Source organism: Serratia sp. BNK-4 (assembly GCF_048685115.1).
GTDB lineage: Bacteria > Pseudomonadota > Gammaproteobacteria > Enterobacterales > Enterobacteriaceae > Serratia > Serratia bockelmannii.
The window spans coordinates 4,384,391-4,409,533 of record NZ_JBLQTM010000001.1; the positions used below are offsets into that span (position 1 = coordinate 4,384,391).

Below are 25,143 nucleotides of genomic sequence, written 5' to 3' on the forward strand. Positions count from 1 at the left end.
GGAACGATCCTAAACTGGTCAGATCTCATCCCGATAGCGTTAAGAATACCCAACAAAAAATAAAAATCAAAAACCATTTCCATTTTATTATTAAATATTTTATTAACACTTTATTATCAATTGGTTAGGATAAATAACACGGTCAACAGGTAAGGAAATCGGTTCCAATAAAATTGCAAAGACGGACTAACGCGTTGTTAAGCAATGGTTTTTTGGGAGAATTGACGAGTAAAAAGAAGATCGTGCAGAGGGTGAGCAGTGCGGCGGCCTCGATTCAGCCGCCGGCAGGCAGAAAAGATCAGTCGAGCGTCGGATTCATATGGCGCAGATCGTAAGGCGTGATCTGGTAGACGTAATAGTTGAGCCAATTGGAAAACAGCAAGTGGCCATGGCTGCGCCAGGTGGCTTTCGGTGTCAGTGCGGGGTTGTCATCGGGGAAGTAGTTGAGCGGTACGGCAGGATCGAGGCCAGCTTCGTTGTCGCGACAATACTCTCCCGCCAGCGTCATTGTATCGTATTCCGGATGGCCGGTGACGAACGCCAGGCGCTTATCCCTGCTGGCGAACAGGTAGGCGCCGGCCTGCTCGGATTCGGCCAGGATGTCCAGGTCGGTATATTGGCGAATCACCTCGGTCGGGAAATCGGCATAGCGTGAATGCGGCGCCAGGAAGCTTTCGTCGAAGCCGCGCGTCAACAACGCATGCTGCTGTAGCGTTTGGTGCGGATAAACCCCGGAGAGCTTCACCTCGCGCGTCATCTTGGGAATGCCGTACAGAATATTCAACGCCGCCTGTACCGCCCAGCACACGAACAGCGTGGAGGTAACGTGGTTCTTAGCCCAGTCGATCACCCGTTCGATCTGCGGCCAGTAGGCAACATCGCAGAAATCGACCAGCCCCAGCGGCGCGCCAGTGACGATCAAACCATCGAAGTTCTCATTCTGAATATCCTCGAAGTCGCAGTAGAAGTTATTCAGATGCTCGGCCGGCGTATTCTTCGATTCGCGGCTGTCGATGCGCAGCAGCTGGATATCAATCTGCAGCGGCGAGTTGGACAACAGACGCAGAAACTGGTTTTCCGTTTCGATCTTCTTTGGCATCAGGTTAAGGATCAGCACTTTCAGCGGCCTGATTTCCTGTGTTTTTGCCCGCGAGGATGTCATCACGAAGACATTCTCACCACGCAAGAAATTGACCGCAGGTAACTCATCAGGAACACGAATCGGCATTGCTTAACCCTCACACATCCATTTATACGTTTAGACTTCTAGATGCCCGAAGATAGCGTTTTTTTCCGTCGCTGTCGAGCATTCAGCGGAAAGGTGAAAATGTTTCATTGCGCGAACTGCGTCAGGATCTTTGGCAGGGAGGATGAGAGGTACTGAAAGCAAAAAGGCCATCCTTTCGGATGGCCTCTTGGCTTATTTGGTGCTTGGCAGTGTCCTACAGTATTCGTCTCATCCTGAGACTCTCCCCTGCGGGGCCGCCGCAAGCGGCGTTAAGGCCCGTTCCCGACGGGCCTTTCGCATGCCCATGCTCGAGCAGAACACCAAATAACAGACAAAACAAAAAGCCCCATGCTTTCGCATGAGGCTTGTTGTTTTATTTGATGCTTGGCAGTGTCCTACTCTCGCATGGGGAGACCCCACACTACCATCGGCGCTACGGCGTTTCACTTCTGAGTTCGGCATGGGGTCAGGTGGGACCACCGCGCTATTGCCGCCAAGCAAATTCTTTTTTTCTGCCGAACTTCTAAACCCACTTTAAATAAAGTGGTGCTGATACCCAGAGTCGAACTGGGGACCTCACCCTTACCAAGGGTGCGCTCTACCAACTGAGCCATATCAGCACGCTTAATTTGATGCCTGGCAGTGTCCTACTCTCGCATGGGGAGACCCCACACTACCATCGGCGCTACGGCGTTTCACTTCTGAGTTCGGCATGGGGTCAGGTGGGACCACCGCGCTATTGCCGCCAGGCAAATTCTGTTTTAATCAACCCGCTTCATCGCTGAAGCCAGTCAATCCAATCTGTAAACAAGCTGAATATCGTCTTGGTCTCACCAAAACACCTTCGGTGTTGTAAGGTTAAGCCTCACGGATCATTAGTACTGGTTAGCTCAATGCATCGCTGCACTTACACACCCAGCCTATCAACGTCTTAGTCTTAAACGTTCCTTCAGGGGCCTTAAAGGCCCAGGGAAGACTCATCTTGAGGCAAGTTTCGCGCTTAGATGCTTTCAGCGCTTATCTTTTCCGCACTTAGCTACCGGGCAATGCCATTGGCATGACAACCCGAACACCAGTGGTGCGTTCACTCCGGTCCTCTCGTACTAGGAGCAACCCCTCTCAATCTTCCAACGCCCACGGCAGATAGGGACCGAACTGTCTCACGACGTTCTAAACCCAGCTCGCGTACCACTTTAAATGGCGAACAGCCATACCCTTGGGACCTACTTCAGCCCCAGGATGTGATGAGCCGACATCGAGGTGCCAAACACCGCCGTCGATATGAACTCTTGGGCGGTATCAGCCTGTTATCCCCGGAGTACCTTTTATCCGTTGAGCGATGGCCCTTCCATTCAGAACCACCGGATCACTAAGACCTACTTTCGTACCTGCTCGAGCCGTCACTCTCGCAGTCAAGCTAGCTTATGCCTTTGCACTAACCTCACGATGTCCGACCGTGATTAGCTAACCTTCGTGCTCCTCCGTTACTCTTTGGGAGGAGACCGCCCCAGTCAAACTACCCACCAGACACTGTCCTCACCCCAGATTATGGGGCCGAGTTAGAACATCAAACATTAAAGGGTGGTATTTCAAGGATGGCTCCACGCAGACTGGCGTCCACGCTTCAAAGCCTCCCACCTATCCTACACATCAAGGCTCAATGTTCAGTGTCAAGCTATAGTAAAGGTTCACGGGGTCTTTCCGTCTTGCCGCGGGTACACTGCATCTTCACAGCGAGTTCAATTTCACTGAGTCTCGGGTGGAGACAGCCTGGCCATCATTACGCCATTCGTGCAGGTCGGAACTTACCCGACAAGGAATTTCGCTACCTTAGGACCGTTATAGTTACGGCCGCCGTTTACTGGGGCTTCGATCAAGAGCTTCGCCTTGCGGCTGACCCCATCAATTAACCTTCCAGCACCGGGCAGGCGTCACACCGTATACGTCCACTTTCGTGTTTGCACAGTGCTGTGTTTTTATTAAACAGTTGCAGCCAGCTGGTATCTTCGACTGGCTTCAGCTCCATCCGCAAGGGACTTCACCTACATGCCAGCGTGCCTTCTCCCGAAGTTACGGCACCATTTTGCCTAGTTCCTTCACCCGAGTTCTCTCAAGCGCCTTGGTATTCTCTACCTGACCACCTGTGTCGGTTTGGGGTACGATTTAATGTTACCTGGAGCTTAGAGGATTTTCCTGGAAGCAGGGCATCAACTACTTCTGCACCGTAGTGCATCGTCATCACGCCTCAGGGTTAGTATGCAACCGGATTTACCAGGTCACACCCCCTACACGCTTAAACCGGGACAACCGTCGCCCGGCTAGCCTAGCCTTCTCCGTCCCCCCTTCGCAGTAACACCAAGTACAGGAATATTAACCTGTTTCCCATCGACTACGCTTTTCAGCCTCGCCTTAGGGGTCGACTCACCCTGCCCCGATTAACGTTGGACAGGAACCCTTGGTCTTCCGGCGAGCGGGCTTTTCACCCGCTTTATCGTTACTTATGTCAGCATTCGCACTTCTGATACCTCCAGCAACCCTCACAGGCCACCTTCAACGGCTTACAGAACGCTCCCCTACCCAACAACGCCTAAGCGTCGCTGCCGCAGCTTCGGTGCATGGTTTAGCCCCGTTACATCTTCCGCGCAGGCCGACTCGACCAGTGAGCTATTACGCTTTCTTTAAATGATGGCTGCTTCTAAGCCAACATCCTGGCTGTCTATGCCTTCCCACATCGTTTCCCACTTAACCATGACTTTGGGACCTTAGCTGGCGGTCTGGGTTGTTTCCCTCTTCACGACGGACGTTAGCACCCGCCGTGTGTCTCCCGTGATAACATTCTTCGGTATTCGGAGTTTGCATCGGTTTGGTAAGCCGGGATGGCCCCCTAGCCGAAACAGTGCTCTACCCCCGAAGATGAGTTCACGAGGCGCTACCTAAATAGCTTTCGGGGAGAACCAGCTATCTCCCGGTTTGATTGGCCTTTCACCCCCAGCCACAAGTCATCCGCTAATTTTTCAACATTAGTCGGTTCGGTCCTCCAGTTAGTGTTACCCAACCTTCAACCTGCCCATGGCTAGATCACCGGGTTTCGGGTCTATACCTTGCAACTATTCGCCCAGTTAAGACTCGGTTTCCCTACGGCTCCCCTATACGGTTAACCTTGCTACAAAATATAAGTCGCTGACCCATTATACAAAAGGTACGCAGTCACACCACGAAGGTGCTCCCACTGCTTGTACGTACACGGTTTCAGGTTCTATTTCACTCCCCTCGCCGGGGTTCTTTTCGCCTTTCCCTCACGGTACTGGTTCACTATCGGTCAGTCAGGAGTATTTAGCCTTGGAGGATGGTCCCCCCATATTCAGACAGGATGTCACGTGTCCCGCCCTACTCATCGAACTCACGACCTGTGCATTTTAGTGTACGGGGCTATCACCCTTTACTGCGCGACTTTCCAGACGCTTCCACTAACACACAAGCCGATTCAGGTTCTGGGCTCCTCCCCGTTCGCTCGCCGCTACTGGGGGAATCTCGGTTGATTTCTTTTCCTCGGGGTACTTAGATGTTTCAGTTCCCCCGGTTCGCCTCATGCCACTATGTATTCATGACATGATAGTGTGTCGAAACACACTGGGTTTCCCCATTCGGGTATCGCCGGTTATAACGGTTCATATCACCTTACCGACGCTTTTCGCAGATTAGCACGCCCTTCATCGCCTCTGACTGCCTAGGCATCCACCGTGTACGCTTAGTCACTTAACCTCACAACCCGAAGATGTTTCCATCGTTCGCGCTGCAAACATTTGAGAGACTCTATGACAGGTTACTCTTCATCCCAGTACATCTACGGAGGGATAAATTTCAGCCGTCATGTTTCAATTTTCAGCTTGTTCCAGATTGTTAAAGAGCAATATCTTAAACATGACTCGCAAGTCATCTTTAAGATTTTTTCGGTTATCGCTAACCGGTGATAATGTCTTTCACTCATTATCGGAATGGCGTCCCCAAGGGGATTCGAACCCCTGTTACAGCCGTGAAAGGGCAGTGTCCTAGGCCTCTAGACGATGGGGACACGAAAATCCGATTAAACTGAATAACTTAATCGGTTCGTATCAGCATGAATGACTCATGGCATCAACAGGTAGCGCTTTGCTCGTTACTTTTCATCAGACAATCTGTGTGAGCACGCCACTCGAATCAATATCTTTAGGTAAGGAGGTGATCCAACCGCAGGTTCCCCTACGGTTACCTTGTTACGACTTCACCCCAGTCATGAATCACAAAGTGGTAAGCGCCCTCCCGAAGGTTAAGCTACCTACTTCTTTTGCAACCCACTCCCATGGTGTGACGGGCGGTGTGTACAAGGCCCGGGAACGTATTCACCGTAGCATTCTGATCTACGATTACTAGCGATTCCGACTTCATGGAGTCGAGTTGCAGACTCCAATCCGGACTACGACATACTTTATGAGGTCCGCTTGCTCTCGCGAGGTCGCTTCTCTTTGTATATGCCATTGTAGCACGTGTGTAGCCCTACTCGTAAGGGCCATGATGACTTGACGTCATCCCCACCTTCCTCCAGTTTATCACTGGCAGTCTCCTTTGAGTTCCCGGCCGAACCGCTGGCAACAAAGGATAAGGGTTGCGCTCGTTGCGGGACTTAACCCAACATTTCACAACACGAGCTGACGACAGCCATGCAGCACCTGTCTCAGAGTTCCCGAAGGCACCAAAGCATCTCTGCTAAGTTCTCTGGATGTCAAGAGTAGGTAAGGTTCTTCGCGTTGCATCGAATTAAACCACATGCTCCACCGCTTGTGCGGGCCCCCGTCAATTCATTTGAGTTTTAACCTTGCGGCCGTACTCCCCAGGCGGTCGATTTAACGCGTTAGCTCCGGAAGCCACGCCTCAAGGGCACAACCTCCAAATCGACATCGTTTACAGCGTGGACTACCAGGGTATCTAATCCTGTTTGCTCCCCACGCTTTCGCACCTGAGCGTCAGTCTTCGTCCAGGGGGCCGCCTTCGCCACCGGTATTCCTCCAGATCTCTACGCATTTCACCGCTACACCTGGAATTCTACCCCCCTCTACGAGACTCTAGCTTGCCAGTTTCAAATGCAGTTCCCAGGTTGAGCCCGGGGATTTCACATCTGACTTAACAAACCGCCTGCGTGCGCTTTACGCCCAGTAATTCCGATTAACGCTTGCACCCTCCGTATTACCGCGGCTGCTGGCACGGAGTTAGCCGGTGCTTCTTCTGCGAGTAACGTCAATTGATGAACGTATTAAGTTCACCACCTTCCTCCTCGCTGAAAGTGCTTTACAACCCGAAGGCCTTCTTCACACACGCGGCATGGCTGCATCAGGCTTGCGCCCATTGTGCAATATTCCCCACTGCTGCCTCCCGTAGGAGTCTGGACCGTGTCTCAGTTCCAGTGTGGCTGGTCATCCTCTCAGACCAGCTAGGGATCGTCGCCTAGGTGAGCCATTACCCCACCTACTAGCTAATCCCATCTGGGCACATCTGATGGCAAGAGGCCCGAAGGTCCCCCTCTTTGGTCTTGCGACGTTATGCGGTATTAGCTACCGTTTCCAGTAGTTATCCCCCTCCATCAGGCAGTTTCCCAGACATTACTCACCCGTCCGCCGCTCGTCACCCAGAGAGCAAGCTCTCTTGTGCTACCGCTCGACTTGCATGTGTTAAGCCTGCCGCCAGCGTTCAATCTGAGCCATGATCAAACTCTTCAATTAAAAGCTTGATTTGCTTCCACTCGAGAAGCGATGCTCAAAGATTTACTGCATGAATTTTACTTCAGTTAGTCACTCTTCAAGACTTGATATTTTTTTGCATCCGAAGATGCTGGATATCGTCTTGTGGAGTGCCCACACAGATTGTCTGATAAATTGTTAAAGAGCAGTGAGTTAGGCGCTTTCGCTTGCTAACTCGAGGTGGCGTATATTACGCTTTCCTCTTTCAGAGTCAACCCTAATTTTCAGGATTTTTTCTCTTTCTTCCCGGCCGCTGTGTGAAGTGAATCACTTGCGCCGTGTCGATGGAGGCGCATTATAGGGATCCGAGTTTTTTGCACAACCCCTTTTTTGATCTTTTCTTTCTGTTTGCACACTTTTCAGCCCTTCCGGGTGGATCTTGTGCGATCAGGGCCATTTTCCGCAGGATCCGGCGCTGAGATTGGTTGTAATTCCATCGTCAGAGTCTAGTATTGCCGGTAAATATGATCCCGAGGTGAGGCAGCACTATGTCCGATGCAGTACGTTCTTATCTTCAATACACCCCTAAACTCGGTCAGCGCGTCCTGATCGATCCTTCCAGCGTCGTCATCGGCGACGTCGATCTGGCGGATGACGTCAGTATCTGGCCGCTGGTCGCCATCCGCGGCGACGTCAATGCGGTAAAGATCGGCGCACGCAGCAATATTCAGGACGGCAGCGTACTGCACGTGACTCATCGCTCCGAACATAACCCTGACGGTTATCCCCTGCTGATTGGAGAAGACGTGACCGTGGGCCATAAAGCGATGCTGCACGGCTGCGCCATCGGCAACCGAGTGCTGGTCGGTATGGGATCGATCCTGTTGGACGGTGCAGTAATAGAAGACGACGTGATGATTGGCGCCGGCAGTTTAGTGGCGCCAGGCAAACGTCTGGCCAGCGGCTATCTCTATATGGGTAGCCCGGCACGCCAGATTCGGCCGTTAACCGCCGCCGAGTTGGAAGGGTTGCTTTATTCTTCGAACAACTATGTACGCTGGAAAGATGAATACCTGTCGGAAGACATCTGACAGCCCCCCGTTCCCTATAAAGAGAACGGGGCGGGATTTATGCCGCCAGTTCGCTGCGCAGCTGGCGCAATACCGGCTCGATCTCTGGCATTACGCCGTGCCAAAGCAGGAAGGCATGCGCCGCCTGCCCCACCAGCATACCCAGCCCATCGGCATATTCCGTTGCCCCCTGCTTCTGCGCCCAGGCTAGAAACGGCGTGACGCCCTGCTGATAAAACATGTCATAGCAACGGGTTTGCGCGTTAACTACGCCCGCAGGCAACGCCGGGACCTCCCCGCTGATGCCGGACGCCGTCGCATTGATCACCAGATCGAACGCTTGCTGATCACATTGATCCATCGGCGCCGCCGAGATCTCCCCCAGATGCCGGAAAGCGTCGGCCAACTCTTGGGCCCGGCTGAAGGTACGGTTGGTGATTGTTAACCGGCAGCCGAAAGACAGCAGCGGCAGGATCACACCGCGCGCCGCACCGCCGGCGCCCACCAGCAGAATGCGATCCTGCGGCCGGATCAATTGCTGACGCTGCAGATCGGTCAGCAAACCGATGCCGTCGGTGTTATCCCCCAATAGATCGCCATTCGGCAACACCTTCAGAGTATTGACCGCACCAGCCATCGCTGCGCGCTCGCTCAGCTCAGAAGCGGCCGAATAAGCTCGCTCCTTGAAAGGCACCGTGACGTTCGCTCCCAGCCCTCCGGCATGAATAAACGCCTGCAGGCTGGTTTCAAAACCGTCCAGCGGCGCCAGCACTGTTCCATAAGGATGCTCAATGCCGGTCTGGGCAGCAAACAGCGCATGAATTCGCGGCGACTTGCTGTGGCCGATAGGGTTGCCAAATACCGCAAACTTCTCCATGCCTATTACCTCTAGCCCTGACGGATCTGTTCGCCGGTCAGAACATCTCTGATTTCGGAAGGATTAAGACGGCCGCCCACCTCGCCGGCCAATACCGGGAAAGCTTCGCCGAATTGCCGTGTAACCTCATCGGCACTGCGGCACGGCTCCAGCCCGCTGAGATTGGCGCTGGTCGACACCAGCGGCTTGCCGTACTGCCGGCACAGCAGCTGCACCAACGGATGATCGCTGACGCGCACCGCCAGCGAGCTGAAGCGCCCGGTCAACAAACGTGGCGTCTCCGGGCGAGCAGGCAACACCCAGGTTACCGGCCCAGGCCAGCTGGCAAACATCGTCGTGCGCTGCTGTTCGCTGAGCGCACTGTCGTCGATATAAGGTTTAAGCTGCGCATAGTCGGCGGCGATCAGAATCAGCCCCTTTTCCCACGGCCGCTGTTTCAGCGCCAGCAATGCATTGACCGCCTGTTCGCTGTCGGGATCGCAACCCAGGCCGAATACGGCTTCGGTAGGATAGGCAATCACCTGCTGTTGATGCAAAGCATCGATGATAGATAAAAGGTTCGGGCTTAATTCTGAGTTCATGATGTGATTATTCTGTAGTCGCGACGGGTTTTCCGCACAGCTTGCTGGCGCAGCACAGGACGGGCCCTTTTGCCGTGCGCTTTTCCATCAGCAGCGGATAATGGCAATAGGCGCATTCACCGGCGACAGGTTTAACATTGAGGGCGAACTGGCATTCCGGGTAACGATCGCAGGAATGAAAAACCTTGCCGTAACGCGACTTGCGCTGCAGCAGTTTGCCTTGGCCGCACTGCGGACAGGTAATGGCGGTTTCATCAGGCTTATCGATCACTTCAGTGTGATCGCATTGCGGATAATCGCTGCATCCGATAAACATGCCATAGCGCCCCTGGCGCAGCACCAACGTCGCCTGACACTTCGGGCACGGTTGCCCATCCAACACTTTGACGATATGCCCATCGGCCTGCGCTTTCAGCGGGCGAATATATTGGCATTCAGGATACTGGGAACAGCCGAGGAAGGGGCCGTGGCGACCGCTACGGATCACCAGCTCGGCCCCGCATTCCGGGCAGGGTTCATTTTGCCTGGCGGCAAAAATCGCGTTTTTTGTCATAACGTCTTCTATGCGCGTTATCGGCTCAATGCAGATAACCTTCGTTCACTTCAAACAACAGTTCTTCCATTTGCTGATAGGCGCTTTCATATCCGGGGATATTAAACAGCACCATCAACACGACCCATTTCAGATCTTCGAGATCGAATTCCGCATTATCCAAAGCCATAACGCGATCGATAACCATTTCACGGGTTTCGAGGTTCAATACCTGAATCTGTTCCAGGAACAGGAGAAAACCACGGCAGCCGGCGTCCAAACGCGCACCTTCCTCTTCGGTATAGATCCGCATTGCCAGCGGATCGGCATCCATAAAGTAAGGGGCATTTTGACCTTCTTGCAGGTCAGCCAACTTCTCAAGCCAATTCAACGCGTTGTAGATATCATCCCGATGAAACCCCGCCTGAGCGAGATCATCGGTCAGTTGATCCTGATCGACGCGCATCTCTGGTTCATTGTGGATATAAGTTTCAAACAAGTACATGAGTACGTCGAACATGGCTTGCCCTCCTTATTCGGACATAGCCGCCGGGTACAGCTGCGATCCACCCTGCTAACTCCAGTTCGAGTAACTTGATTACCACCACTGGCACAGGTTGGCCGGCACGTTCAGCGACGACGTCAACAGGTGTCACCTCATCTCCTACGTTAGCCAACACATCGGCAAATGGCAATTCAACTTCAGCCTGCGACGCACAAATAGTTGTATTTTCGTTCAGTGACAGCCATTGAAGGCCGCTTCCCAGCAATTCGGCGATATCTTTCGGCCCGGTGACCAGATGCGCACCCTGCTGGATTAACCAATGCGTACCCTCACTCATCGGGTTTCCCAATGGCCCAGGCAAGGCGAACACCTCACGCCCCTGCTCCAACGCATAGCGAGCCGTCACCAAGGTACCGCTGCGCAGCGAAGCCTCTATGACCAGAACGCCCAGGCTGAGCCCGCTGATAATACGGTTACGGCGAGGAAAATGGTCGGCCAGAGGCAAGTCGGTGACTAAATGATCTGAAATCACAGCGCCGCCCTGCTCGACTATCTGCTCCGCGAGCCGGCGGTGCCGGCGCGGATAGATATTGCCCAGCCCGCTACCCAACACCGCAATCGTGCAGCCACCGGCCGCCAGCGCCGCACGATGGCAAATACCGTCGATGCCGATAGCCAGACCGCTGGTGATGGTGAAGCCGCAACGCGCCAATTCCTCGGCAAAATGGTTAGCCCAACGTTCGCCGTAGTGGCTGAACTGCCGGCTGCCAACCATGGCGAGCTGCGGGTGCAACAATGCCTGAGGATCGCCCTCGATCAGCAAAAATAGCGGCGCATCGTCGATCTGGGCCAGGCGTTCGGGATAGCCGGCCGCCCCATAGTTCAGCATACGGTGCGCCGGCAGCTCCAACCAACGCAGGCTGGCCGACAGATAACCGGGATCCAACTGGTTGAACTGCGTCTGCTGCCGTTCGTTCAATCCCAGCTCATGCAGCACGCGGCGAGGCTCGCAACCCATTTGCGATAGCTGCTGCACGATCCGGCTGGCCACGACGGTCTGTAGCCCCGTTACCCCTCGCATCCGTAAAGCGATCTCTTCCGGCCGCATCGTCTGTTCCCTCAGCAAAAACGGTGGTATTACCAATCTGAGCAATTGGTGCACAATGCTGTCAATCAGGTCGGGAAATGTCTAGAATAGAGGTTAAACCTCGTTCATTACTCGGATACAGATCTAAAGATATATGTCAGTCTTGCAGGTATTACATTTCCCAGACGAGCGTCTGCGCAAAGTCGCAGCGCCGGTAAAAGAAGTCAATGCAGATATCCAGCGCATCGTGGATGATATGTTTGAAACCATGTACGCAGAGGAAGGCATTGGCTTGGCTGCGACTCAGGTGGATATCCATCAGCGCATTATCGTGATCGACGTCTCCGAGAATCGCGATCAGCGCCTGGTGCTGATCAACCCGGAGCTGCTGGAAAAAAGCGGCGAAACCGGCATCGAGGAAGGCTGTCTTTCCATTCCCGAGCAGCGTGCGTTAGTGCCGCGCGCCGCGCAGGTGAAGATCCGCGCACTGGATCGTGAAGGCAAACCTTTCGAACTGGAAGCGGACGACCTGTTGGCGATCTGCATCCAGCACGAGATGGATCACCTGATGGGCAAACTGTTCGTCGATTACCTGTCGCCGCTCAAGCGTCAGCGCATTCGTCAGAAACTGGAAAAAATGGCCAAGCTTCAAGCCCGCGCCTAACCGATCAGGAAATCAACGTGTCTGACTCTTTACGGATTATTTTCGCCGGAACACCAGACTTCGCAGCGCGTCATCTTGACGCGCTGTTGTCATCTGAGCACCAGATTGTCGGCGTTTTTACCCAGCCCGACCGCCCGGCAGGCCGCGGCAACAAGCTGACGCCCAGCCCGGTCAAAGTGCTGGCCGAGCAGCACCAACTGCCGGTATTTCAGCCCAAATCGCTGCGTCCCGAAGAGAACCAGCGCCTGGTGGCCGATCTCAACGCCGACGTGATGGTGGTAGTGGCCTACGGGCTGATCCTGCCGCAGGCGGTGCTGGATATGCCGCGTCTCGGTTGCATCAACGTACATGGCTCGCTGCTGCCTCGCTGGCGCGGCGCGGCGCCGATCCAGCGTTCGCTCTGGGCCGGTGACAGCGAAACCGGCGTGACCATCATGCAGATGGACGTCGGTCTCGATACCGGTGACATGATGCACAAGATTGCTTGCCCGATTGAGAGCAGCGATACCAGCGCCAGTCTCTACGACAAGCTGGCACAGCTCGGCCCGCAGGGCATGTTGACTACGCTGCACCACATGGCAGACGGCAGCGCCACCCGCGAAGTTCAGGATGAAGCGCTGGTCACCTACGCCGAGAAACTGAGCAAAGAAGAAGCTCGTCTGGACTGGACACTGTCCGCCGCACAGCTGGAGCGCTGCATCCGCGCCTTCAACCCTTGGCCGGTCAGCTATTTCACCATCGACGATCAACCGGTGAAAGTGTGGCAGGCCAGCGTACTGGCGCAAAGCGCCAACGCGGAGCCAGGCACCGTTGTCCATGCCGACAAGCACGGTATTCAGGTGGCGACTGCCGACGGTATCCTCAACCTGATCCAACTGCAGCCCGCCGGCAAGAAACCGATGTTGGCGCAAGACCTATTAAATTCACGTCGTGAATGGTTTACCCCGGGTAACCGGCTGTAAGTCACCCCACAGCCCGGCCGTTCATCGTCGGGCCGTTATTTTCTTAATGCCGATCGTTATCAGCTTCAGCCTATGAAAAATAATTACAATCTCCGCAGCATCGCTGCCAAAGCCATCGGCCAGGTACTGGATCAAGGGCAGTCGCTAAGCACTGTCCTGCCGACACTGCAAACCTCCATCAGCGATAAAGACCGCGGGTTGCTGCAGGAACTGTGCTTCGGCACGTTACGTGTACTGCCGCAGCTTGAATGGTGTATTCAACAATTGATGGCCAAGCCGCTGACCGGCAAGCAGCGTACGCTGCACTATTTGCTGATGGTCGGCTTGTATCAGCTGTTGTATACCCGTATCCCGGCGCACGCCGTGCTGGCAGAAACCGTGGAAGGCGCGGTAGCGCTGAAACGCCCGCAGTTGAAAGGCCTGATTAACGGTGTCTTGCGGCAGTTCCAGCGCCAGCAGGAAGAGCTGCTACAGCGCGCTGCCAACAACGACAGCCGCTATCTGCACCCGAGCTGGTTGCTGAAACGCATTCAACAAGCTTATCCCGCCAACTGGGAACAGATCGTCGACGCCAATAACCAGAAGCCACCAATGTGGCTGCGCGTCAACCGCCTGCATCACAGCCGCGAAGCTTACCTACAGCTGTTGACCGACACCGGCATCGCCGCGGAGCCTCATGCAGACTATGCCGACGCAGTGCGGTTGCTGGCGCCTTGCGCCGTGGCCGATCTACCTGGGTTCGCCGACGGCTGGGTCACCGTGCAAGATGCCTCAGCCCAGGGCTGTGTCGATCTGTTGGATCCGCAAGACGGCGAACAGATCCTCGATTTGTGCGCCGCTCCTGGCGGCAAAACCACGCATATTCTGGAAGCGGCGCCGAAAGCACACGTCATGGCCGTCGATATCGACGAACAGCGTCTGGCACGGGTGAAGGAAAACCTGCAGCGCCTGCGTTTGCACGCAGAAGTTAAGCTGGGCGATGGCCGCACTCCGCAACAATGGTGCGATGACAAACAGTTCGACCGTATCCTGTTGGACGCGCCTTGTTCCGCTACCGGCGTGATCCGCCGTCACCCCGACATCAAATGGCTGCGCCGCGATCGCGACATCGCCGAACTCGCCGCGCTTCAGGCCGAGATCCTGGAAGCCGTCTGGCCGCATCTGAAATCGGGCGGCGTGATGGTTTACGCCACCTGCTCTATCCTGCCGGATGAAAACAGCAGCCAGATCGCCGCGTTCTTGCAGCGCCACGCCGATGCCACGCTGGTTGAAACCGGCGATGCGCAGCGGCCAGGGCGGCAGAATATCCCGCATCCCGAGGACGGCGATGGCTTCTTTTACGCTAAGCTGATTAAAATGTAATTCTTCAGGGCGTGCTCGCGCGCCCTGAGTCTTTCAGTGTGAAGCAGAGAACACGATGAAAATAATTATTCTTGGTGCCGGTCAGGTTGGCGGGACGCTGGCGGAAAACCTGGTGGGTGAAAACAACGACATCACCGTCGTCGATACCGATTCCGGCCGGTTACGTCAGCTGCAGGATAAATTCGATCTTCGGGTGGTTCAGGGACATGGCTCCCACCCTCGGGTGCTGCGCGAAGCCGGCGCAGAAGACGCCGACATGCTGGTTGCCGTCACCAACTCCGACGAAACCAACATGATCGCCTGCCAGATCGCCTATTCTCTGTTTAATACTCCCAACCGTATCGCCCGCATCCGCGCGCCGGAATACATCCGCGAGTCGGAGAAACTGTTCCTGCCGGAAGCGGTGCCAATCGACCATCTGATTTCGCCGGAGCAGCTGGTCATTGACTATATCTACAAGCTGATTGAGTACCCCGGGGCACTGCAGGTGGTTAACTTCGCCGAAGGCAAGGTCAGCATCGCCGCGGTTAAAGCCTATTACGGCGGCCCGCTGGTCGGCAATGCGCTCTCTTCAATGCGCGAACACATGCCGCATATTGACACCCGCGTCGCCGCTATTTTCCGCCAGGATCGGCCGATCCGTCCGCAAGGCTCGACCATTATCGAAGCCGGTGATGAAGTGTTCTTCGTCGCCGCCTCACAGCACATCCGCGCGGTGATGAGCGAACTGCAGCGGCTGGAAAAACCGTATAAGCGCATCATGATCGTCGGCGGCGGCAACGTCGGCGCCGGCCTGGCCGCCAAGCTGGAAAAAGACTACAACGTCAAACTGATCGAGCGGAATCAGCAACGCGCCGCCGAACTCGCCGAACAGCTGCACGATACCATCGTGTTCTACGGCGATGCCTCCGATCAGGAACTGCTGGCCGAAGAGCACGTCGAGCAGGTGGATGTTTTCATCGCCATCACCAACGACGATGAGGCCAACATCATGTCCGCCATGCTGGCTAAGCGCATGGGCGCCAAGAAGGTAATGGTATTGATCCAGCGCCGCGCCTATGTCGATCTGGTGCAGGGCAGCGTGATTGATATCGCCATTTCGCCGCAGCAGGCGACCATCTCCGCCCTGTTGGGGCACGTGCGCAAAGCGGATATCGTCAGCGTTTCGTCGCTGCGCCGCGGCGTGGCGGAAGCGATCGAGGCGATTGCCCACGGCGATGAAAGCACGTCCAAAGTGGTCGGCCGCATCGTCGAAGATATCAAGTTGCCACCGGGGACGACCATCGGTGCGATCGTGCGTGGCGACGACGTGATCATTGCCAACGGCAACAGCAAAATCGAACAGGGCGATCACGTCATCATGTTTATTACCGACAAGAAATTCGTGCCTGACGTTGAACGCTTGTTCCAACCGAGCCCGTTCTTCTTGTAGAACGAATTTATTTGGCTATGGTCTATAATCGCGTGGTTGTTCTCTGCCTTGGGAGGAGATAAAACTTCTCTCCTTTTGTGGCAAAGGGAAATTGCTTTGTTAAACTTGAGTTATTAATTCTGCAAGGGGTGCGTTCTATGAGTATGTTGAAAGAGTTTCGCGAATTTGCCATGCGTGGCAACGTGGTCGATCTGGCCGTCGGTGTGATTATCGGTGCCGCATTCGGCAAGATCGTTTCGTCCTTCGTGGCTGATATCATCATGCCACCGCTGGGCTTACTGATCGGCGGCGTCGACTTTAAACAGTTCCATCTGGTATTACGTGAAGCTCAGGGCGCCGTACCGGCGGTGGTAATGAACTACGGTTCATTCATCCAAACCGTATTCGACTTCGTGATTGTCGCCTTCGCCATCTTCCTGGCGATTAAATTGATGAACAAAATGCGCCGCAAACAAGAAGAAGCGCCCGCAGCGCCGCCGGCACCTACCGCAGAAGAGAAACTGCTGACGGAAATCCGTGATTTGCTGAGCCAGCAACAGCAGCCAAAACTGTAAGACAGCGTTTGGTTATGCCAATAAAAAGCCACCTGATGAAGGTGGCTTTTTTAATACTTAAAACCAGAAGGCCAGTGGTAAATTATCGCTTGATAGTTTACCACTGGCCTCCCAGTTACCGCCTTTGTTGTGTTTTTCTTTACGCCGATAGCTGCCTTTACCTTTCACATTCTTTTCTACCCGCTGACGGAATAGAGGATCATGCAGCAGCGCCTCAATGGCGTTATCTTGAATCTGGCCTTTGGTGTGACGATATTTCGTCATGATAATGCTCCTGTAAAATATGAGGGATAAAACGGGGCGATAATACTGCCGGCAATATAAAAATTAAAGTGCCGTCAGCAACCTTTTTTGCCTTTGTCATCGCTGGCGCCCTGTTCCAAAGCTTCCAGGATCGAACAATAATTGCTGGTATGGGCAGTGCCACAGCAGGCGTCGCTCAGCCGCTTCAACGATTCACGCATACGCGTCAGCTCAGCCAACTTGCTTTCCACTTCGCTCAGGCGCGCATCAACGATCGACTTTGACTCCTGGCAGGTATGATGCTCAGGATCGACGCGGATCGACAGCAGCTCAGCGATCGTTTCCAGAGTAAATCCCAACTGCTTAGCATAGCGAATAAAGCGCAGCCGTTGAAGATCCTGCTCGGTGTAGAGTCGATAACCGCCCTCGGTGCGGACATTGTGATCCATCATGCCCTGCTTTTCATAGTAACGCACGGTATCAGGCGTTACTTCGGCAAGCTTGGCCAACTGACCTATCTTGAACATTACTGCTCCTCTCGGGTGAACTTGCCATCCAGTGCGCATTGATATTCACCATGCAAGAAATCCGTGCTCATCCCAGCCTGACGCAATCGATGTTCCAACAGCAACATGCGCTTGCTGAGATCGACATAGTCTGGATGCTCACTGTTGATCCCTTGCAGTAAGCGAGCAACAGTTAGCGCCTCTTTGCGATCTTCCAGTTCCGGTGGCAAGTAACCGGCATTTTTCAGCAGACGGTAACCGGCGCGCAGTTCAGCCGGCACCGCGCTATCGTCTTCCAGCGCTAATGGTTGTCCCTGGCCGGGCAAATTGTCGAACTCGCCTTTATCTTGGGCATCAAGGATATGACGTTCCGCCCATTGATCGAGCAACCCCATGGCAAACAGCCTCGGTTAGCCTAATGATTAAGCCTTAGCATAGCGGATAGGGGCGAGGATCTTAAGCACAGCGGGGGAATTGCGCACATTTGGCTGGATTTGGACGTAAAAAAACCGGGCAAGCCCGGTTTTTTTACGCGTCTACAGATTACTCTGCAGTTGCCACTTCTGCTTGAGACTCAGCACGATCAACCAGCTCGATGTATGCCATCGGCGCGTTGTCGCCTGCGCGGAAGCCACACTTCAGAATGCGAGTGTAACCACCGGCACGGCTCGCGAAACGCGGGCCCAGCTCGTTAAACAGTTTTGCCACGATCTCGTTATCACGAGTACGGGCGAATGCCAGACGACGATTAGCTACGCTGTCGGTCTTGGCAAGAGTAATCAGCGGCTCAACAACGCGACGCAGCTCTTTTGCTTTTGGCAGGGTCGTCTTGATGATCTCATGACGAACCAAAGAGCCGGCCATGTTACGGAACATAGCCTGGCGATGGCTGCTGTTACGGTTCAGTTGACGACCACTCTTACGATGGCGCATGACCTTATCCTTCTCAGTAAAACCTTAACCTGTGATCCGGTTACTCGTCAGCAATGCTTGCCGGCGGCCAGTTTTCCAGGCGCATGCCCAGAGACAGACCACGTGAGGCCAGCACGTCTTTAATCTCGGTAAGAGATTTTTTACCCAGGTTTGGCGTTTTCAGCAACTCAACCTCGGTACGCTGTACCAGATCACCGATGTAGTGGATAGCTTCTGCCTTGAGGCAGTTAGCAGAGCGGACAGTCAATTCCAGATCGTCAACAGGGCGCAGCAAGATCGGATCGAACTCTGGTTTCTCTTCTTTAACTTCCGGCTGACGTACATCACGCAGGTCAACGAAAGCTTCAAGTTGTTCAGCCAGAATGGTGGCCGCACGGCGGATCGCCTCTTCAGGATCGATCGTGCCATTGGTCTCCATCTCGATGACCAGCTTATCCAAGTCAGTACGCTGTTCTACACGCGCAGCTTCAACATTGTAGGCGATACGCTCTACAGGGCTGTAGCAGGCGTCAACCAACAGACGACCGATTGGGCGCTCATCTTCTTCCGAATGAATTCGGGCAGAAGCCGGCACATAACCGCGACCGCGCTGAACTTTGATACGCATGCTGATAGCCGCGTTCTCATCAGTCAGGTGGCAAATCACGTGCTGAGGCTTGACGATTTCGACATCACCATCATGGGTGATGTCGGCAGCGGTCACAGGGCCAATGCCAGATTTATTCAGGGTAAGAATAACTTCGTCTTTGCCTTGAACTCTCACCGCCAGCCCTTTCAGGTTGAGCAGGATCTCCAGGATATCTTCCTGTACGCCTTCTTTGGTGCTGTACTCATGCAGTACACCATCAATCTCAACCTCGGTCACCGCGCAACCCGGCATAGATGAAAGCAGAATACGGCGCAGTGCGTTGCCAAGAGTATGGCCAAAGCCACGCTCTAAAGGCTCAAGGGTCACCTTGGCGTGCGTCGAACTGACTTGCTCGATATCTACCAGGCGCGGTTTTAGAAACTCTGTCACAGAACCCTGCATTGTGTCCTCTCTTTGGTACTAAGCTTTACTTGGAGTAAAGCTCGACGATCAGGTGTTCGTTAATGTCCGCAGACAGATCGGTACGTTCAGGCATACGCTTGAACACGCCTTCCATCTTAGCAGCATCAACTTCCAGCCAAGTCGGCTTTTCACGCTGCTCAGCCAGCTCCAGAGAAGCTTTAACACGAGACTGCTTTTTAGCTTTCTCGCGGATGCTGACTACGTCATTCGGAGATACCTGATAAGAAGCGATGTTAACAACGTGACCGTTTACCATAACTGCTTTGTGGCTAACCAGCTGACGTGACTCTGCACGAGTAGCGCCGAAGCCCATACGGTAAACAACGTTGTCCAGACGACCTTCCAGCAGCTGCAACAGGTTTTCACCGGTGTTGCCCTTCAGGCGGGTTGCTTCTTTGTAATAGTTACGGAATTGACGCTCCAGAATGCCGTACATACGGCGAACTTTCTGCTTCTCACGCAACTGAACACCGTAATCAGACAGACGCGGTTTACGCGCACCGTGCTGACCAGGTGCTTGTTCAATTTTACACTTGGAATCGATCGCGCGAACGCCAGACTTAAGGAACAGGTCTGTGCCCTCACGACGGCTCAGCTTGAGCTTAGGACCCAAATATCTTGCCATTTTCTTTCTCCAACAATCCTAAAAGCTGCGTTACACGCGGCGCTTTTTCGGCGGACGACAACCGTTATGAGGGATCGGAGTCACATCAGTAATATTAGTGATGCGGAAACCAGCCGCGTTCAGAGCGCGGATAGTAGACTCACGACCAGGACCAGGTCCTTTAACCATAACTTCCAGGTTCTTGATACCGTATTCTTTTACTGCGTCGGCACAACGTTCTGCTGCAACCTGTGCTGCGAACGGAGTGGACTTACGAGAACCACGGAAACCGGAACCACCGGCTGTTGCCCAACCCAAAGCATTACCCTGACGATCAGTGATGGTAACGATGGTGTTGTTGAAAGAAGCATGGATATGAGCCACGCCGTCAGAGACTTGCTTTCTTACACGCTTACGTGTACGAACAGGTGCCTTTGCCATTATTCAATAACCCCGATTATTTCTTGATCGGCTTGCGCGGACCCTTACGGGTACGAGCGTTGGTCTTGGTGCGCTGACCGCGTACCGGCAGACCACGACGATGACGCAAACCACGATAGCAACCAAGGTCCATAAGACGCTTGATGCTCAGGGTAATTTCACGACGCAAATCACCCTCAACGGTGTATTTGGCAACTGCATCACGAAGCTTTTCGATTTGCTCTTCAGACAGCTCACTGATCTTAACATTTTCAGCAATACCCGTGGATGCACAGATAGCCTGTGAACGGGTTTTACCGATACCGAAGATCGACGTTAAGGCGATAACGGTATGTTTATGATCAGGAATGTTAATGCCTGCTATACGGGCCACTATGCACTCCTACTATTTTATACAGCAACACCATTCTGAAAAGCCCGTTTTCAGGATACTCAAATAATGTTGCAGTGCGACATACAAAAGATTGGCTGGCTAATCTAGCCAGCTCAACCCAACTTTGCAAGAAAAATATGCGAGATAATCAGCCTTGACGCTGTTTATGCTTCGGCTCGGCGCTGCAAATCACACGAACGACACCGTTACGCTTAACGATTTTGCAGTTACGACATAATTTCTTGACGGAAGCACGAACTTTCATTTTTACTCTCCGTAACTTCTCAAACGAATCTGACTAGCGGTTATAGCCTTTCAGATTTGCTTTCTTCAATGCAGACTCGTACTGACTTGACATCATCAGAGTTTGCACTTGAGCCATAAAGTCCATGATGACGACAACCACGATCAGTAGCGAGGTACCACCAAAGTAGAATGGTACTTTCATTGCATCACGCATGAACTCCGGGATCAGGCAGATGAAAGTAATGTACATCGCGCCCACCAGGGTTAAACGCGTCATTACTTTATCGATATACTTCGCCGTTTGCTCTCCCGGACGAATTCCTGGTACGAAGGCACCGGACTTCTTCAGGTTATCTGCTGTCTCACGCGGGTTGAAAACCAACGCCGTGTAGAAGAAACAGAAGAAGATGATTGCAGACGCATAGAGTAACACATAAAGCGGTTGCCCTGGCTGCAAATACAGCGAAATCGTAGTCAGCCAGTTCCAACCGGTACCGCCCCCAAACCATGATGCAATCGTGGCCGGGAACAGAATAATGCTGGAAGCGAAAATCGCCGGGATAACACCCGCCATGTTCACTTTCAACGGTAAATGTGTACTCTGTGCTGCATAAACACGACGACCTTGTTGACGCTTCGCATAGTTAACGACGATACGACGTTGACCACGCTCGATGAAAACAACGAAGAAGGTTACTGCAAACACCAATACTGCAACCAACAGCAGCAGGAGGAAGTGCAGGTCGCCTTGCCGTGCTTGCTCGATAGTATGGGCCACTGCCGGCGGGAGCCCCGCTACAATACCCGCGAAGATAATGATCGAGATACCGTTGCCGATACCGCGCTCAGTAATCTGCTCACCCAGCCACATCAGGAACATTGTCCCGGTTACCAGGCTCACAACCGCAGTAAAGTAGAATGCAAAGCCTGGATTTAACACCAGGCCCTGCATACCAGGCATATTCGGCAGACCGGTAGCAATACCAATCGACTGGAATATGGCCAATACCAGCGTACCGTAACGGGTGTACTGGCTAATCTTACGACGACCAGCCTCCCCTTCTTTCTTGATTTCCGCCAACGCTGGATGAACCACCGTCAGCAGCTGGATAATGATCGATGCCGAGATATACGGCATGATCCCCAGAGCAAAGATAGAAGCACGGCTGAGGGCACCACCAGAGAACATGTTAAACATTTCAATGATAGTGCCTCTCTGCTGCTCAAGCAATTTGGCAAGCACAGTGGCATCGATACCAGGAATCGGAATGAAAGAGCCGATGCGGAAGACAATCAGCGCGCCGATGACAAACAAAAGTCTGCGCTTCAGCTCGCCGAGCCCGCCTTTAGCACTTTGAAAATCTAATCCTGGTTGCTTAGCCATCTGCTACTTATTCCTCAATTTTACCGCCAGCAGCCTCGATAGCAGCACGAGCGCCTTTGGTGACACGCAGACCACGCAGGGTTACCGGACGAGCGACTTCGCCAGAAAGTACAACTTTCGCGAATTCGATCTGGACACCAACTACGTTAGCGGCTTTCAGCGCGTTCAGGTCGATAACATCGCCTTCAACCAGAGCCAGTTCAGACAGACGAACTTCTGCCGTGATCATCGCTTTGCGTGAAGTGAAGCCGAATTTCGGCAGACGACGGTACAGAGGCATCTGACCACCTTCAAAACCACGACGTACGCCACCGCCAGAACGAGACTTCTGACCTTTGTGACCACGGCCGCCGGTTTTACCCAGGCCAGAACCAATACCACGACCTACACGCTTAGGCGCATGCTTGGCACCTTCAGCCGGAGACAGAGTATTTAAACGCATCTGTTACTCCTCAACTTTAACCATGTAGGAAACCAGGTTGACCATACCGCGAACAGCAGGAGTATCCTCGCGCTCTACGGTGTGACCAATACGACGCAGACCCAGACCGAGCAGAGTAGCTTTATGCTTCGGCAGACGGCCAATTGAGCTGCGAGTTTGTGTAACTTTAATAGTCTTAGCCATGGTCAATTACCCCAGAATGTCGGCAACGGATTTACCACGCTTAGCAGCGACCATTTCAGGAGACTTCATATTCGCCAGAGCGTCGATAGTTGCACGAACCACGTTGATCGGGTTGGTGGAACCATAAGCTTTAGCCAATACGTTGTGCACCCCAGCAACTTCGAGAACGGCGCGCATTGCACCACCCGCGATGATACCGGTACCTTCATGAGCAGGCTGCATGAACACGCGAGAACCCGTGTGAGCGCCCTTAACAGGGTGCTGCAGGGTGCCGCTGTTCAGCGCGACGTTCATCATGTTGCGACGGGCTTTTTCCATCGCTTTCTGGATCGCTGCTGGAACTTCGCGTGCTTTGCCGTAGCCAAAACCAACGCGACCGTTACCATCACCAACTACAGTCAGTGCGGTAAAGCTGAAAATACGGCCACCTTTTACGGTTTTAGATACGCGGTTTACCGCGATCAGCTTTTCCTGCAGTTCGCCAGCTTGTTTTTCGATGTGAGCCATCTTAAACCTCTTCCTTAGAACTGAAGGCCAGCTTCACGGGCAGCATCTGCCAGTGCCTGGACTCGACCATGATATTGGAAACCGGAACGGTCAAAGGATACTTTCGCAATCCCTTTTTCCAACGCGCGCTCAGCCAGAGCTTTACCTACGGCTGCTGCTGCGTCTTTGTTACCGGAATACTTCAGTTGCTCCGCGATAGCTTTTTCTAAAGTAGAAGCGGCTACCAGTACTTCAGAACCGTTTGGAGCAATCACCTGTGCGTAAATATGACGCGGGGTACGATGTACCACCAGGCGGGTTGCACCCAGCTCTTGGAGCTTGCGGCGTGCGCGGGTCGCACGACGGATACGAGCAGATTTCTTATCCATAGTGTTACCTTACTTCTTCTTAGCCTCTTTGGTACGCACGACTTCGTCGGCGTAACGAACACCTTTGCCTTTGTAAGGCTCAGGACGACGGTAAGCGCGCAGATCTGCTGCTACCTGGCCAATAACCTGCTTATCAGCGCCTTTCAGCACGATTTCAGTTTGGCTTGGGCATTCAGCAGTGATACCTGCCGGCAGCTGGTGATCGATAGGGTGAGAGAAGCCCAGGGCCAAATTCACCACGTTGCCTTTAACGGCAGCACGATAACCAACACCTACCAGTTGAAGCTTTTTGGTGAAGCCTTCGGTAACACCAACAACCATTGCGTTCAGCAGAGCGCGCGTGGTACCCGCTTGAGCCCATGCGTTAGCAAAACCTTCGCGCGGAGCGAAAGTCAGTGCGTTAGCTTCTTGCTTCACTTCAACGGCGTCGTGGATAGTACGAGTCAACTCGCCGTTTTTACCCTTAATCGAAATAACCTGACCGTTGAGTTTTACCTCTACGCCGGCAGGAATGACGACGGGTGCTTTTGCAACACGAGACATTCTTTCCTCCCGAATTAAGCTACGTAGCAGATAATCTCGCCACCAAGACCAGCCTGGCGAGCTGCACGATCGGTCATAACACCTTTAGAGGTAGAAACAACAGCGATACCCAAACCGGCCATAACTTTTGGCAGCTCATCTTTTTTCTTGTAGATGCGCAGACCTGGACGGCTGATACGTTGAATGCTTTCTACCACAGCTTTGCCCTGGAAGTACTTCAGTACCAGTTCCAGAACAGGCTTGGCGTCGCCTTCGATTTTGAAATCTTCAATAAAACCTTCTTCCTTCAGCACGTTGGCAATTGCCACTTTCAGCTTGGAGGAAGGCATGGTGACCGCAACTTTGTTCGCGGCTTGACCGTTACGGATACGGGTCAGCATATCCGCGATCGGATCTTGCATGCTCATCTGTCTTTACTCCCGTGATTCAATTGGTAATTACCAGCTAGCCTTTTTCAAGCCTGGTACTTCACCGCGCATAGCGGCTTCACGAAGCTTAATACGGCTCAACCCGAATTTGCCCACATAACCATGTGGACGGCCAGTTTGGCGGCAGCGTTTACGCTGACGAGACGGGCTGGAATCACGCGGCAGAGTTTGCAGCTTGAGAACGGCATTCCAACGATCTTCATCGGATGCGTTCACATCAGAGATAATAGCTTTCAGTTCAGCGCGTTTTGCAAAGAACTTGTCAGCTAATTTCACGCGCTTGACTTCGCGTGCTTTCATTGATTGCTTAGCCATCAGTAACCCTG

29 protein-coding genes, 2 tRNA genes and 4 rRNA genes are annotated in these 25,143 nt (G+C 53.5%); 6 read left to right on the forward strand and 29 right to left on the reverse strand.

What is annotated here, in order from left to right; all coding sequences use genetic code 11:
- Positions 1 to 298: 298 nt before the first annotated feature.
- The 7 genes from metA to ACMGGW_RS20835 form a co-directional block, all read right to left on the reverse strand.
- Positions 299 to 1,228 carry a homoserine O-acetyltransferase MetA gene (metA, locus tag ACMGGW_RS20805; RefSeq protein WP_033644374.1) on the reverse strand — a complete coding sequence of 310 codons (930 nt, stop codon included), beginning with the start codon at positions 1,226 to 1,228 and terminating at the stop codon, positions 299 to 301.
- A gap of 382 nt (positions 1,229 to 1,610) precedes the next feature.
- Positions 1,611 to 1,726 (reverse strand): 5S ribosomal RNA (gene rrf, locus ACMGGW_RS20810).
- 46 nt (positions 1,727 to 1,772) lie between these two features.
- Positions 1,773 to 1,848 (reverse strand) — tRNA-Thr (locus ACMGGW_RS20815).
- A 14-nt stretch (positions 1,849 to 1,862) separates the two neighbouring features.
- Positions 1,863 to 1,978: ribosomal RNA gene (gene rrf / locus ACMGGW_RS20820) — 5S ribosomal RNA — on the reverse strand.
- A 104-nt stretch (positions 1,979 to 2,082) separates the two neighbouring features.
- Positions 2,083 to 4,990: ribosomal RNA gene (locus tag ACMGGW_RS20825) — 23S ribosomal RNA — on the reverse strand.
- Between the two features lie 234 nt (positions 4,991 to 5,224).
- Positions 5,225 to 5,300, reverse strand: a tRNA-Glu gene (locus ACMGGW_RS20830).
- A gap of 139 nt (positions 5,301 to 5,439) precedes the next feature.
- Positions 5,440 to 6,981: ribosomal RNA gene (locus ACMGGW_RS20835) — 16S ribosomal RNA — on the reverse strand.
- The 16S, 23S and 5S rRNA genes sit together here with 2 tRNA genes alongside, the layout of an rRNA operon.
- A gap of 506 nt (positions 6,982 to 7,487) precedes the next feature.
- On the opposite strand from ACMGGW_RS20835, the gene ACMGGW_RS20840 reads away from it, so the two are divergent.
- A complete protein-coding gene (locus ACMGGW_RS20840; protein ID WP_025304486.1) occupies positions 7,488 to 8,030 on the forward strand; it encodes a gamma carbonic anhydrase family protein in 543 nt (180 codons plus the stop codon).
- Positions 8,031 to 8,067: 37 nt separating this feature from the next.
- On the opposite strand, the gene aroE is transcribed toward ACMGGW_RS20840, so the two are convergent.
- From aroE to dprA, 5 genes are read right to left on the reverse strand one after another with little or no spacing between them, the layout of a single operon-like run.
- The gene (gene aroE / locus ACMGGW_RS20845) at positions 8,068 to 8,886 is read right to left on the reverse strand and encodes a shikimate dehydrogenase (RefSeq protein ID WP_025304487.1); all 819 of its coding nucleotides are present in this window, start codon (positions 8,884 to 8,886) and stop codon (positions 8,068 to 8,070) included.
- Positions 8,887 to 8,897: 11 nt separating this feature from the next.
- Positions 8,898 to 9,467: an L-threonylcarbamoyladenylate synthase type 1 TsaC gene (tsaC, locus tag ACMGGW_RS20850; RefSeq protein WP_049203938.1), complete on the reverse strand. Its 570-nt coding sequence runs from the start codon at positions 9,465 to 9,467 to the stop codon at positions 8,898 to 8,900.
- Positions 9,468 to 9,474: 7 nt separating this feature from the next.
- The gene (locus ACMGGW_RS20855) at positions 9,475 to 10,020 is read right to left on the reverse strand and encodes a type I DNA topoisomerase (RefSeq protein ID WP_025304489.1); all 546 of its coding nucleotides are present in this window, start codon (positions 10,018 to 10,020) and stop codon (positions 9,475 to 9,477) included.
- 25 nt (positions 10,021 to 10,045) lie between these two features.
- A complete protein-coding gene (smg, locus tag ACMGGW_RS20860) occupies positions 10,046 to 10,519 on the reverse strand; it encodes a DUF494 family protein Smg (protein ID WP_025160381.1) in 474 nt (157 codons plus the stop codon).
- Positions 10,491 to 11,612, reverse strand: a complete 1,122-nt coding sequence (dprA, locus tag ACMGGW_RS20865) for a DNA-protecting protein DprA (protein WP_043138824.1) — start codon at positions 11,610 to 11,612, stop codon at positions 10,491 to 10,493. Before dprA ends, smg begins: the two co-directional genes overlap by 29 nt.
- Before the next feature lie 133 nt (positions 11,613 to 11,745).
- Here dprA and def point away from each other — a divergent pair, with 133 nt between their 5' ends.
- From def to mscL, 5 genes are all read left to right on the forward strand, one after another.
- Positions 11,746 to 12,255 carry a peptide deformylase gene (gene def, locus ACMGGW_RS20870; protein ID WP_015379260.1) on the forward strand — a complete coding sequence of 170 codons (510 nt, stop codon included), beginning with the start codon at positions 11,746 to 11,748 and terminating at the stop codon, positions 12,253 to 12,255.
- Between the two features lie 17 nt (positions 12,256 to 12,272).
- A complete protein-coding gene (gene fmt, locus ACMGGW_RS20875) occupies positions 12,273 to 13,217 on the forward strand; it encodes a methionyl-tRNA formyltransferase (RefSeq protein WP_197832649.1) in 945 nt (314 codons plus the stop codon).
- A 72-nt stretch (positions 13,218 to 13,289) separates the two neighbouring features.
- Positions 13,290 to 14,579 (forward strand): 16S rRNA (cytosine(967)-C(5))-methyltransferase RsmB, encoded by a 1,290-nt coding sequence (rsmB, locus tag ACMGGW_RS20880; RefSeq protein WP_197832648.1) that lies wholly within the window; start codon positions 13,290 to 13,292, stop codon positions 14,577 to 14,579.
- Positions 14,580 to 14,634: 55 nt separating this feature from the next.
- Positions 14,635 to 16,011 (forward strand): Trk system potassium transporter TrkA, encoded by a 1,377-nt coding sequence (gene trkA, locus ACMGGW_RS20885; RefSeq protein WP_004929716.1) that lies wholly within the window; start codon positions 14,635 to 14,637, stop codon positions 16,009 to 16,011.
- Positions 16,012 to 16,148: 137 nt separating this feature from the next.
- Entirely contained in the window at positions 16,149 to 16,565 is a 417-nt protein-coding gene (mscL, locus tag ACMGGW_RS20890) for a large-conductance mechanosensitive channel protein MscL (RefSeq protein ID WP_025304493.1), read from the forward strand.
- A gap of 57 nt (positions 16,566 to 16,622) precedes the next feature.
- Here mscL and ACMGGW_RS20895 read toward each other — a convergent pair whose 3' ends face one another.
- The 17 genes from ACMGGW_RS20895 to rpsN all read right to left on the reverse strand — a co-directional run bounded on the left by ACMGGW_RS20895 (position 16,623) and on the right by rpsN (position 25,132).
- Complete coding sequence (locus ACMGGW_RS20895; RefSeq protein WP_033639242.1) at positions 16,623 to 16,829, reverse strand: alternative ribosome-rescue factor A; 207 nt, start codon at positions 16,827 to 16,829, stop codon at positions 16,623 to 16,625.
- A 74-nt stretch (positions 16,830 to 16,903) separates the two neighbouring features.
- Complete coding sequence (zntR, locus tag ACMGGW_RS20900) at positions 16,904 to 17,335, reverse strand: Zn(2+)-responsive transcriptional regulator (protein WP_016930321.1); 432 nt, start codon at positions 17,333 to 17,335, stop codon at positions 16,904 to 16,906.
- A complete protein-coding gene (locus tag ACMGGW_RS20905; protein WP_049208531.1) occupies positions 17,335 to 17,709 on the reverse strand; it encodes a DUF1992 domain-containing protein in 375 nt (124 codons plus the stop codon). The genes zntR and ACMGGW_RS20905 overlap by 1 nt, the downstream gene beginning before the upstream one ends.
- A 148-nt stretch (positions 17,710 to 17,857) precedes the next feature.
- Complete coding sequence (rplQ, locus tag ACMGGW_RS20910; RefSeq protein ID WP_004929726.1) at positions 17,858 to 18,247, reverse strand: 50S ribosomal protein L17; 390 nt, start codon at positions 18,245 to 18,247, stop codon at positions 17,858 to 17,860.
- A 40-nt stretch (positions 18,248 to 18,287) separates the two neighbouring features.
- On the reverse strand, positions 18,288 to 19,277 hold the full coding sequence (locus ACMGGW_RS20915) for a DNA-directed RNA polymerase subunit alpha (protein WP_002919219.1): 990 nt from the start codon (positions 19,275 to 19,277) through the stop codon (positions 18,288 to 18,290).
- A 25-nt stretch (positions 19,278 to 19,302) separates the two neighbouring features.
- Entirely contained in the window at positions 19,303 to 19,923 is a 621-nt protein-coding gene (gene rpsD / locus ACMGGW_RS20920; protein WP_025304496.1) for a 30S ribosomal protein S4, read from the reverse strand.
- Between the two features lie 30 nt (positions 19,924 to 19,953).
- Positions 19,954 to 20,343, reverse strand: a complete 390-nt coding sequence (gene rpsK, locus ACMGGW_RS20925) for a 30S ribosomal protein S11 (protein ID WP_004929731.1) — start codon at positions 20,341 to 20,343, stop codon at positions 19,954 to 19,956.
- 16 nt (positions 20,344 to 20,359) lie between these two features.
- The gene (rpsM, locus tag ACMGGW_RS20930) at positions 20,360 to 20,716 is read right to left on the reverse strand and encodes a 30S ribosomal protein S13 (protein WP_004929734.1); all 357 of its coding nucleotides are present in this window, start codon (positions 20,714 to 20,716) and stop codon (positions 20,360 to 20,362) included.
- Positions 20,717 to 20,864: 148 nt separating this feature from the next.
- Positions 20,865 to 20,981: a 50S ribosomal protein L36 gene (rpmJ, locus tag ACMGGW_RS20935; protein WP_002227352.1), complete on the reverse strand. Its 117-nt coding sequence runs from the start codon at positions 20,979 to 20,981 to the stop codon at positions 20,865 to 20,867.
- A 33-nt stretch (positions 20,982 to 21,014) separates the two neighbouring features.
- On the reverse strand, positions 21,015 to 22,346 hold the full coding sequence (gene secY, locus ACMGGW_RS20940; RefSeq protein WP_004929740.1) for a preprotein translocase subunit SecY: 1,332 nt from the start codon (positions 22,344 to 22,346) through the stop codon (positions 21,015 to 21,017).
- Between the two features lie 7 nt (positions 22,347 to 22,353).
- Positions 22,354 to 22,788: a 50S ribosomal protein L15 gene (gene rplO / locus ACMGGW_RS20945; RefSeq protein ID WP_004929742.1), complete on the reverse strand. Its 435-nt coding sequence runs from the start codon at positions 22,786 to 22,788 to the stop codon at positions 22,354 to 22,356.
- Between the two features lie 3 nt (positions 22,789 to 22,791).
- Positions 22,792 to 22,971, reverse strand: coding sequence for a 50S ribosomal protein L30 (gene rpmD / locus ACMGGW_RS20950; protein WP_048232028.1), 180 nt, complete (start codon positions 22,969 to 22,971; stop codon positions 22,792 to 22,794).
- Positions 22,972 to 22,977: 6 nt separating this feature from the next.
- Positions 22,978 to 23,478 (reverse strand): 30S ribosomal protein S5, encoded by a 501-nt coding sequence (rpsE, locus tag ACMGGW_RS20955; RefSeq protein WP_004929747.1) that lies wholly within the window; start codon positions 23,476 to 23,478, stop codon positions 22,978 to 22,980.
- Between the two features lie 14 nt (positions 23,479 to 23,492).
- A complete protein-coding gene (gene rplR / locus ACMGGW_RS20960) occupies positions 23,493 to 23,846 on the reverse strand; it encodes a 50S ribosomal protein L18 (protein ID WP_004929748.1) in 354 nt (117 codons plus the stop codon).
- A gap of 9 nt (positions 23,847 to 23,855) precedes the next feature.
- Positions 23,856 to 24,389, reverse strand: a complete 534-nt coding sequence (rplF, locus tag ACMGGW_RS20965) for a 50S ribosomal protein L6 (protein WP_004929751.1) — start codon at positions 24,387 to 24,389, stop codon at positions 23,856 to 23,858.
- Positions 24,390 to 24,403: 14 nt separating this feature from the next.
- Positions 24,404 to 24,796, reverse strand: a complete 393-nt coding sequence (rpsH, locus tag ACMGGW_RS20970; RefSeq protein ID WP_004929753.1) for a 30S ribosomal protein S8 — start codon at positions 24,794 to 24,796, stop codon at positions 24,404 to 24,406.
- 30 nt (positions 24,797 to 24,826) lie between these two features.
- Entirely contained in the window at positions 24,827 to 25,132 is a 306-nt protein-coding gene (gene rpsN, locus ACMGGW_RS20975; protein WP_004929754.1) for a 30S ribosomal protein S14, read from the reverse strand.
- Positions 25,133 to 25,143 lie beyond the last annotated feature (11 nt).

Excerpts from the sequence above, each read along its gene's own strand:
- metA (WP_033644374.1), bottom strand. The coding sequence starts at position 1,228 with ATGCCGATTCGTGTTCCTGATGAGTTACCTGCGGTCAATTTCTTGCGT.
- ACMGGW_RS20840 (WP_025304486.1), top strand. The coding sequence starts at position 7,488 with ATGTCCGATGCAGTACGTTCTTATCTTCAATACACCCCTAAACTCGGT.
- aroE (WP_025304487.1), bottom strand. The coding sequence starts at position 8,886 with ATGGAGAAGTTTGCGGTATTTGGCAACCCTATCGGCCACAGCAAGTCG.
- tsaC (WP_049203938.1), bottom strand. The coding sequence starts at position 9,467 with ATGAACTCAGAATTAAGCCCGAACCTTTTATCTATCATCGATGCTTTG.
- ACMGGW_RS20855 (WP_025304489.1), bottom strand. The coding sequence starts at position 10,020 with ATGACAAAAAACGCGATTTTTGCCGCCAGGCAAAATGAACCCTGCCCG.
- smg (WP_025160381.1), bottom strand. The coding sequence starts at position 10,519 with ATGTTCGACGTACTCATGTACTTGTTTGAAACTTATATCCACAATGAA.
- dprA (WP_043138824.1), bottom strand. The coding sequence starts at position 11,612 with ATGCGGCCGGAAGAGATCGCTTTACGGATGCGAGGGGTAACGGGGCTA.
- def (WP_015379260.1), top strand. The coding sequence starts at position 11,746 with ATGTCAGTCTTGCAGGTATTACATTTCCCAGACGAGCGTCTGCGCAAA.
- rsmB (WP_197832648.1), top strand. The coding sequence starts at position 13,290 with ATGAAAAATAATTACAATCTCCGCAGCATCGCTGCCAAAGCCATCGGC.
- trkA (WP_004929716.1), top strand. The coding sequence starts at position 14,635 with ATGAAAATAATTATTCTTGGTGCCGGTCAGGTTGGCGGGACGCTGGCG.
- mscL (WP_025304493.1), top strand. The coding sequence starts at position 16,149 with ATGAGTATGTTGAAAGAGTTTCGCGAATTTGCCATGCGTGGCAACGTG.
- ACMGGW_RS20895 (WP_033639242.1), bottom strand. The coding sequence starts at position 16,829 with ATGACGAAATATCGTCACACCAAAGGCCAGATTCAAGATAACGCCATT.
- zntR (WP_016930321.1), bottom strand. The coding sequence starts at position 17,335 with ATGTTCAAGATAGGTCAGTTGGCCAAGCTTGCCGAAGTAACGCCTGAT.
- ACMGGW_RS20905 (WP_049208531.1), bottom strand. The coding sequence starts at position 17,709 with ATGGGGTTGCTCGATCAATGGGCGGAACGTCATATCCTTGATGCCCAA.
- rplQ (WP_004929726.1), bottom strand. The coding sequence starts at position 18,247 with ATGCGCCATCGTAAGAGTGGTCGTCAACTGAACCGTAACAGCAGCCAT.
- ACMGGW_RS20915 (WP_002919219.1), bottom strand. The coding sequence starts at position 19,277 with ATGCAGGGTTCTGTGACAGAGTTTCTAAAACCGCGCCTGGTAGATATC.
- rpsD (WP_025304496.1), bottom strand. The coding sequence starts at position 19,923 with ATGGCAAGATATTTGGGTCCTAAGCTCAAGCTGAGCCGTCGTGAGGGC.
- rpsK (WP_004929731.1), bottom strand. The coding sequence starts at position 20,343 with ATGGCAAAGGCACCTGTTCGTACACGTAAGCGTGTAAGAAAGCAAGTC.
- rpmJ (WP_002227352.1), bottom strand. The coding sequence starts at position 20,981 with ATGAAAGTTCGTGCTTCCGTCAAGAAATTATGTCGTAACTGCAAAATC.
- secY (WP_004929740.1), bottom strand. The coding sequence starts at position 22,346 with ATGGCTAAGCAACCAGGATTAGATTTTCAAAGTGCTAAAGGCGGGCTC.
- rplO (WP_004929742.1), bottom strand. The coding sequence starts at position 22,788 with ATGCGTTTAAATACTCTGTCTCCGGCTGAAGGTGCCAAGCATGCGCCT.
- rpmD (WP_048232028.1), bottom strand. The coding sequence starts at position 22,971 with ATGGCTAAGACTATTAAAGTTACACAAACTCGCAGCTCAATTGGCCGT.
- rpsE (WP_004929747.1), bottom strand. The coding sequence starts at position 23,478 with ATGGCTCACATCGAAAAACAAGCTGGCGAACTGCAGGAAAAGCTGATC.
- rplR (WP_004929748.1), bottom strand. The coding sequence starts at position 23,846 with ATGGATAAGAAATCTGCTCGTATCCGTCGTGCGACCCGCGCACGCCGC.
- rplF (WP_004929751.1), bottom strand. The coding sequence starts at position 24,389 with ATGTCTCGTGTTGCAAAAGCACCCGTCGTCATTCCTGCCGGCGTAGAG.
- rpsH (WP_004929753.1), bottom strand. The coding sequence starts at position 24,796 with ATGAGCATGCAAGATCCGATCGCGGATATGCTGACCCGTATCCGTAAC.
- rpsN (WP_004929754.1), bottom strand. The coding sequence starts at position 25,132 with ATGGCTAAGCAATCAATGAAAGCACGCGAAGTCAAGCGCGTGAAATTA.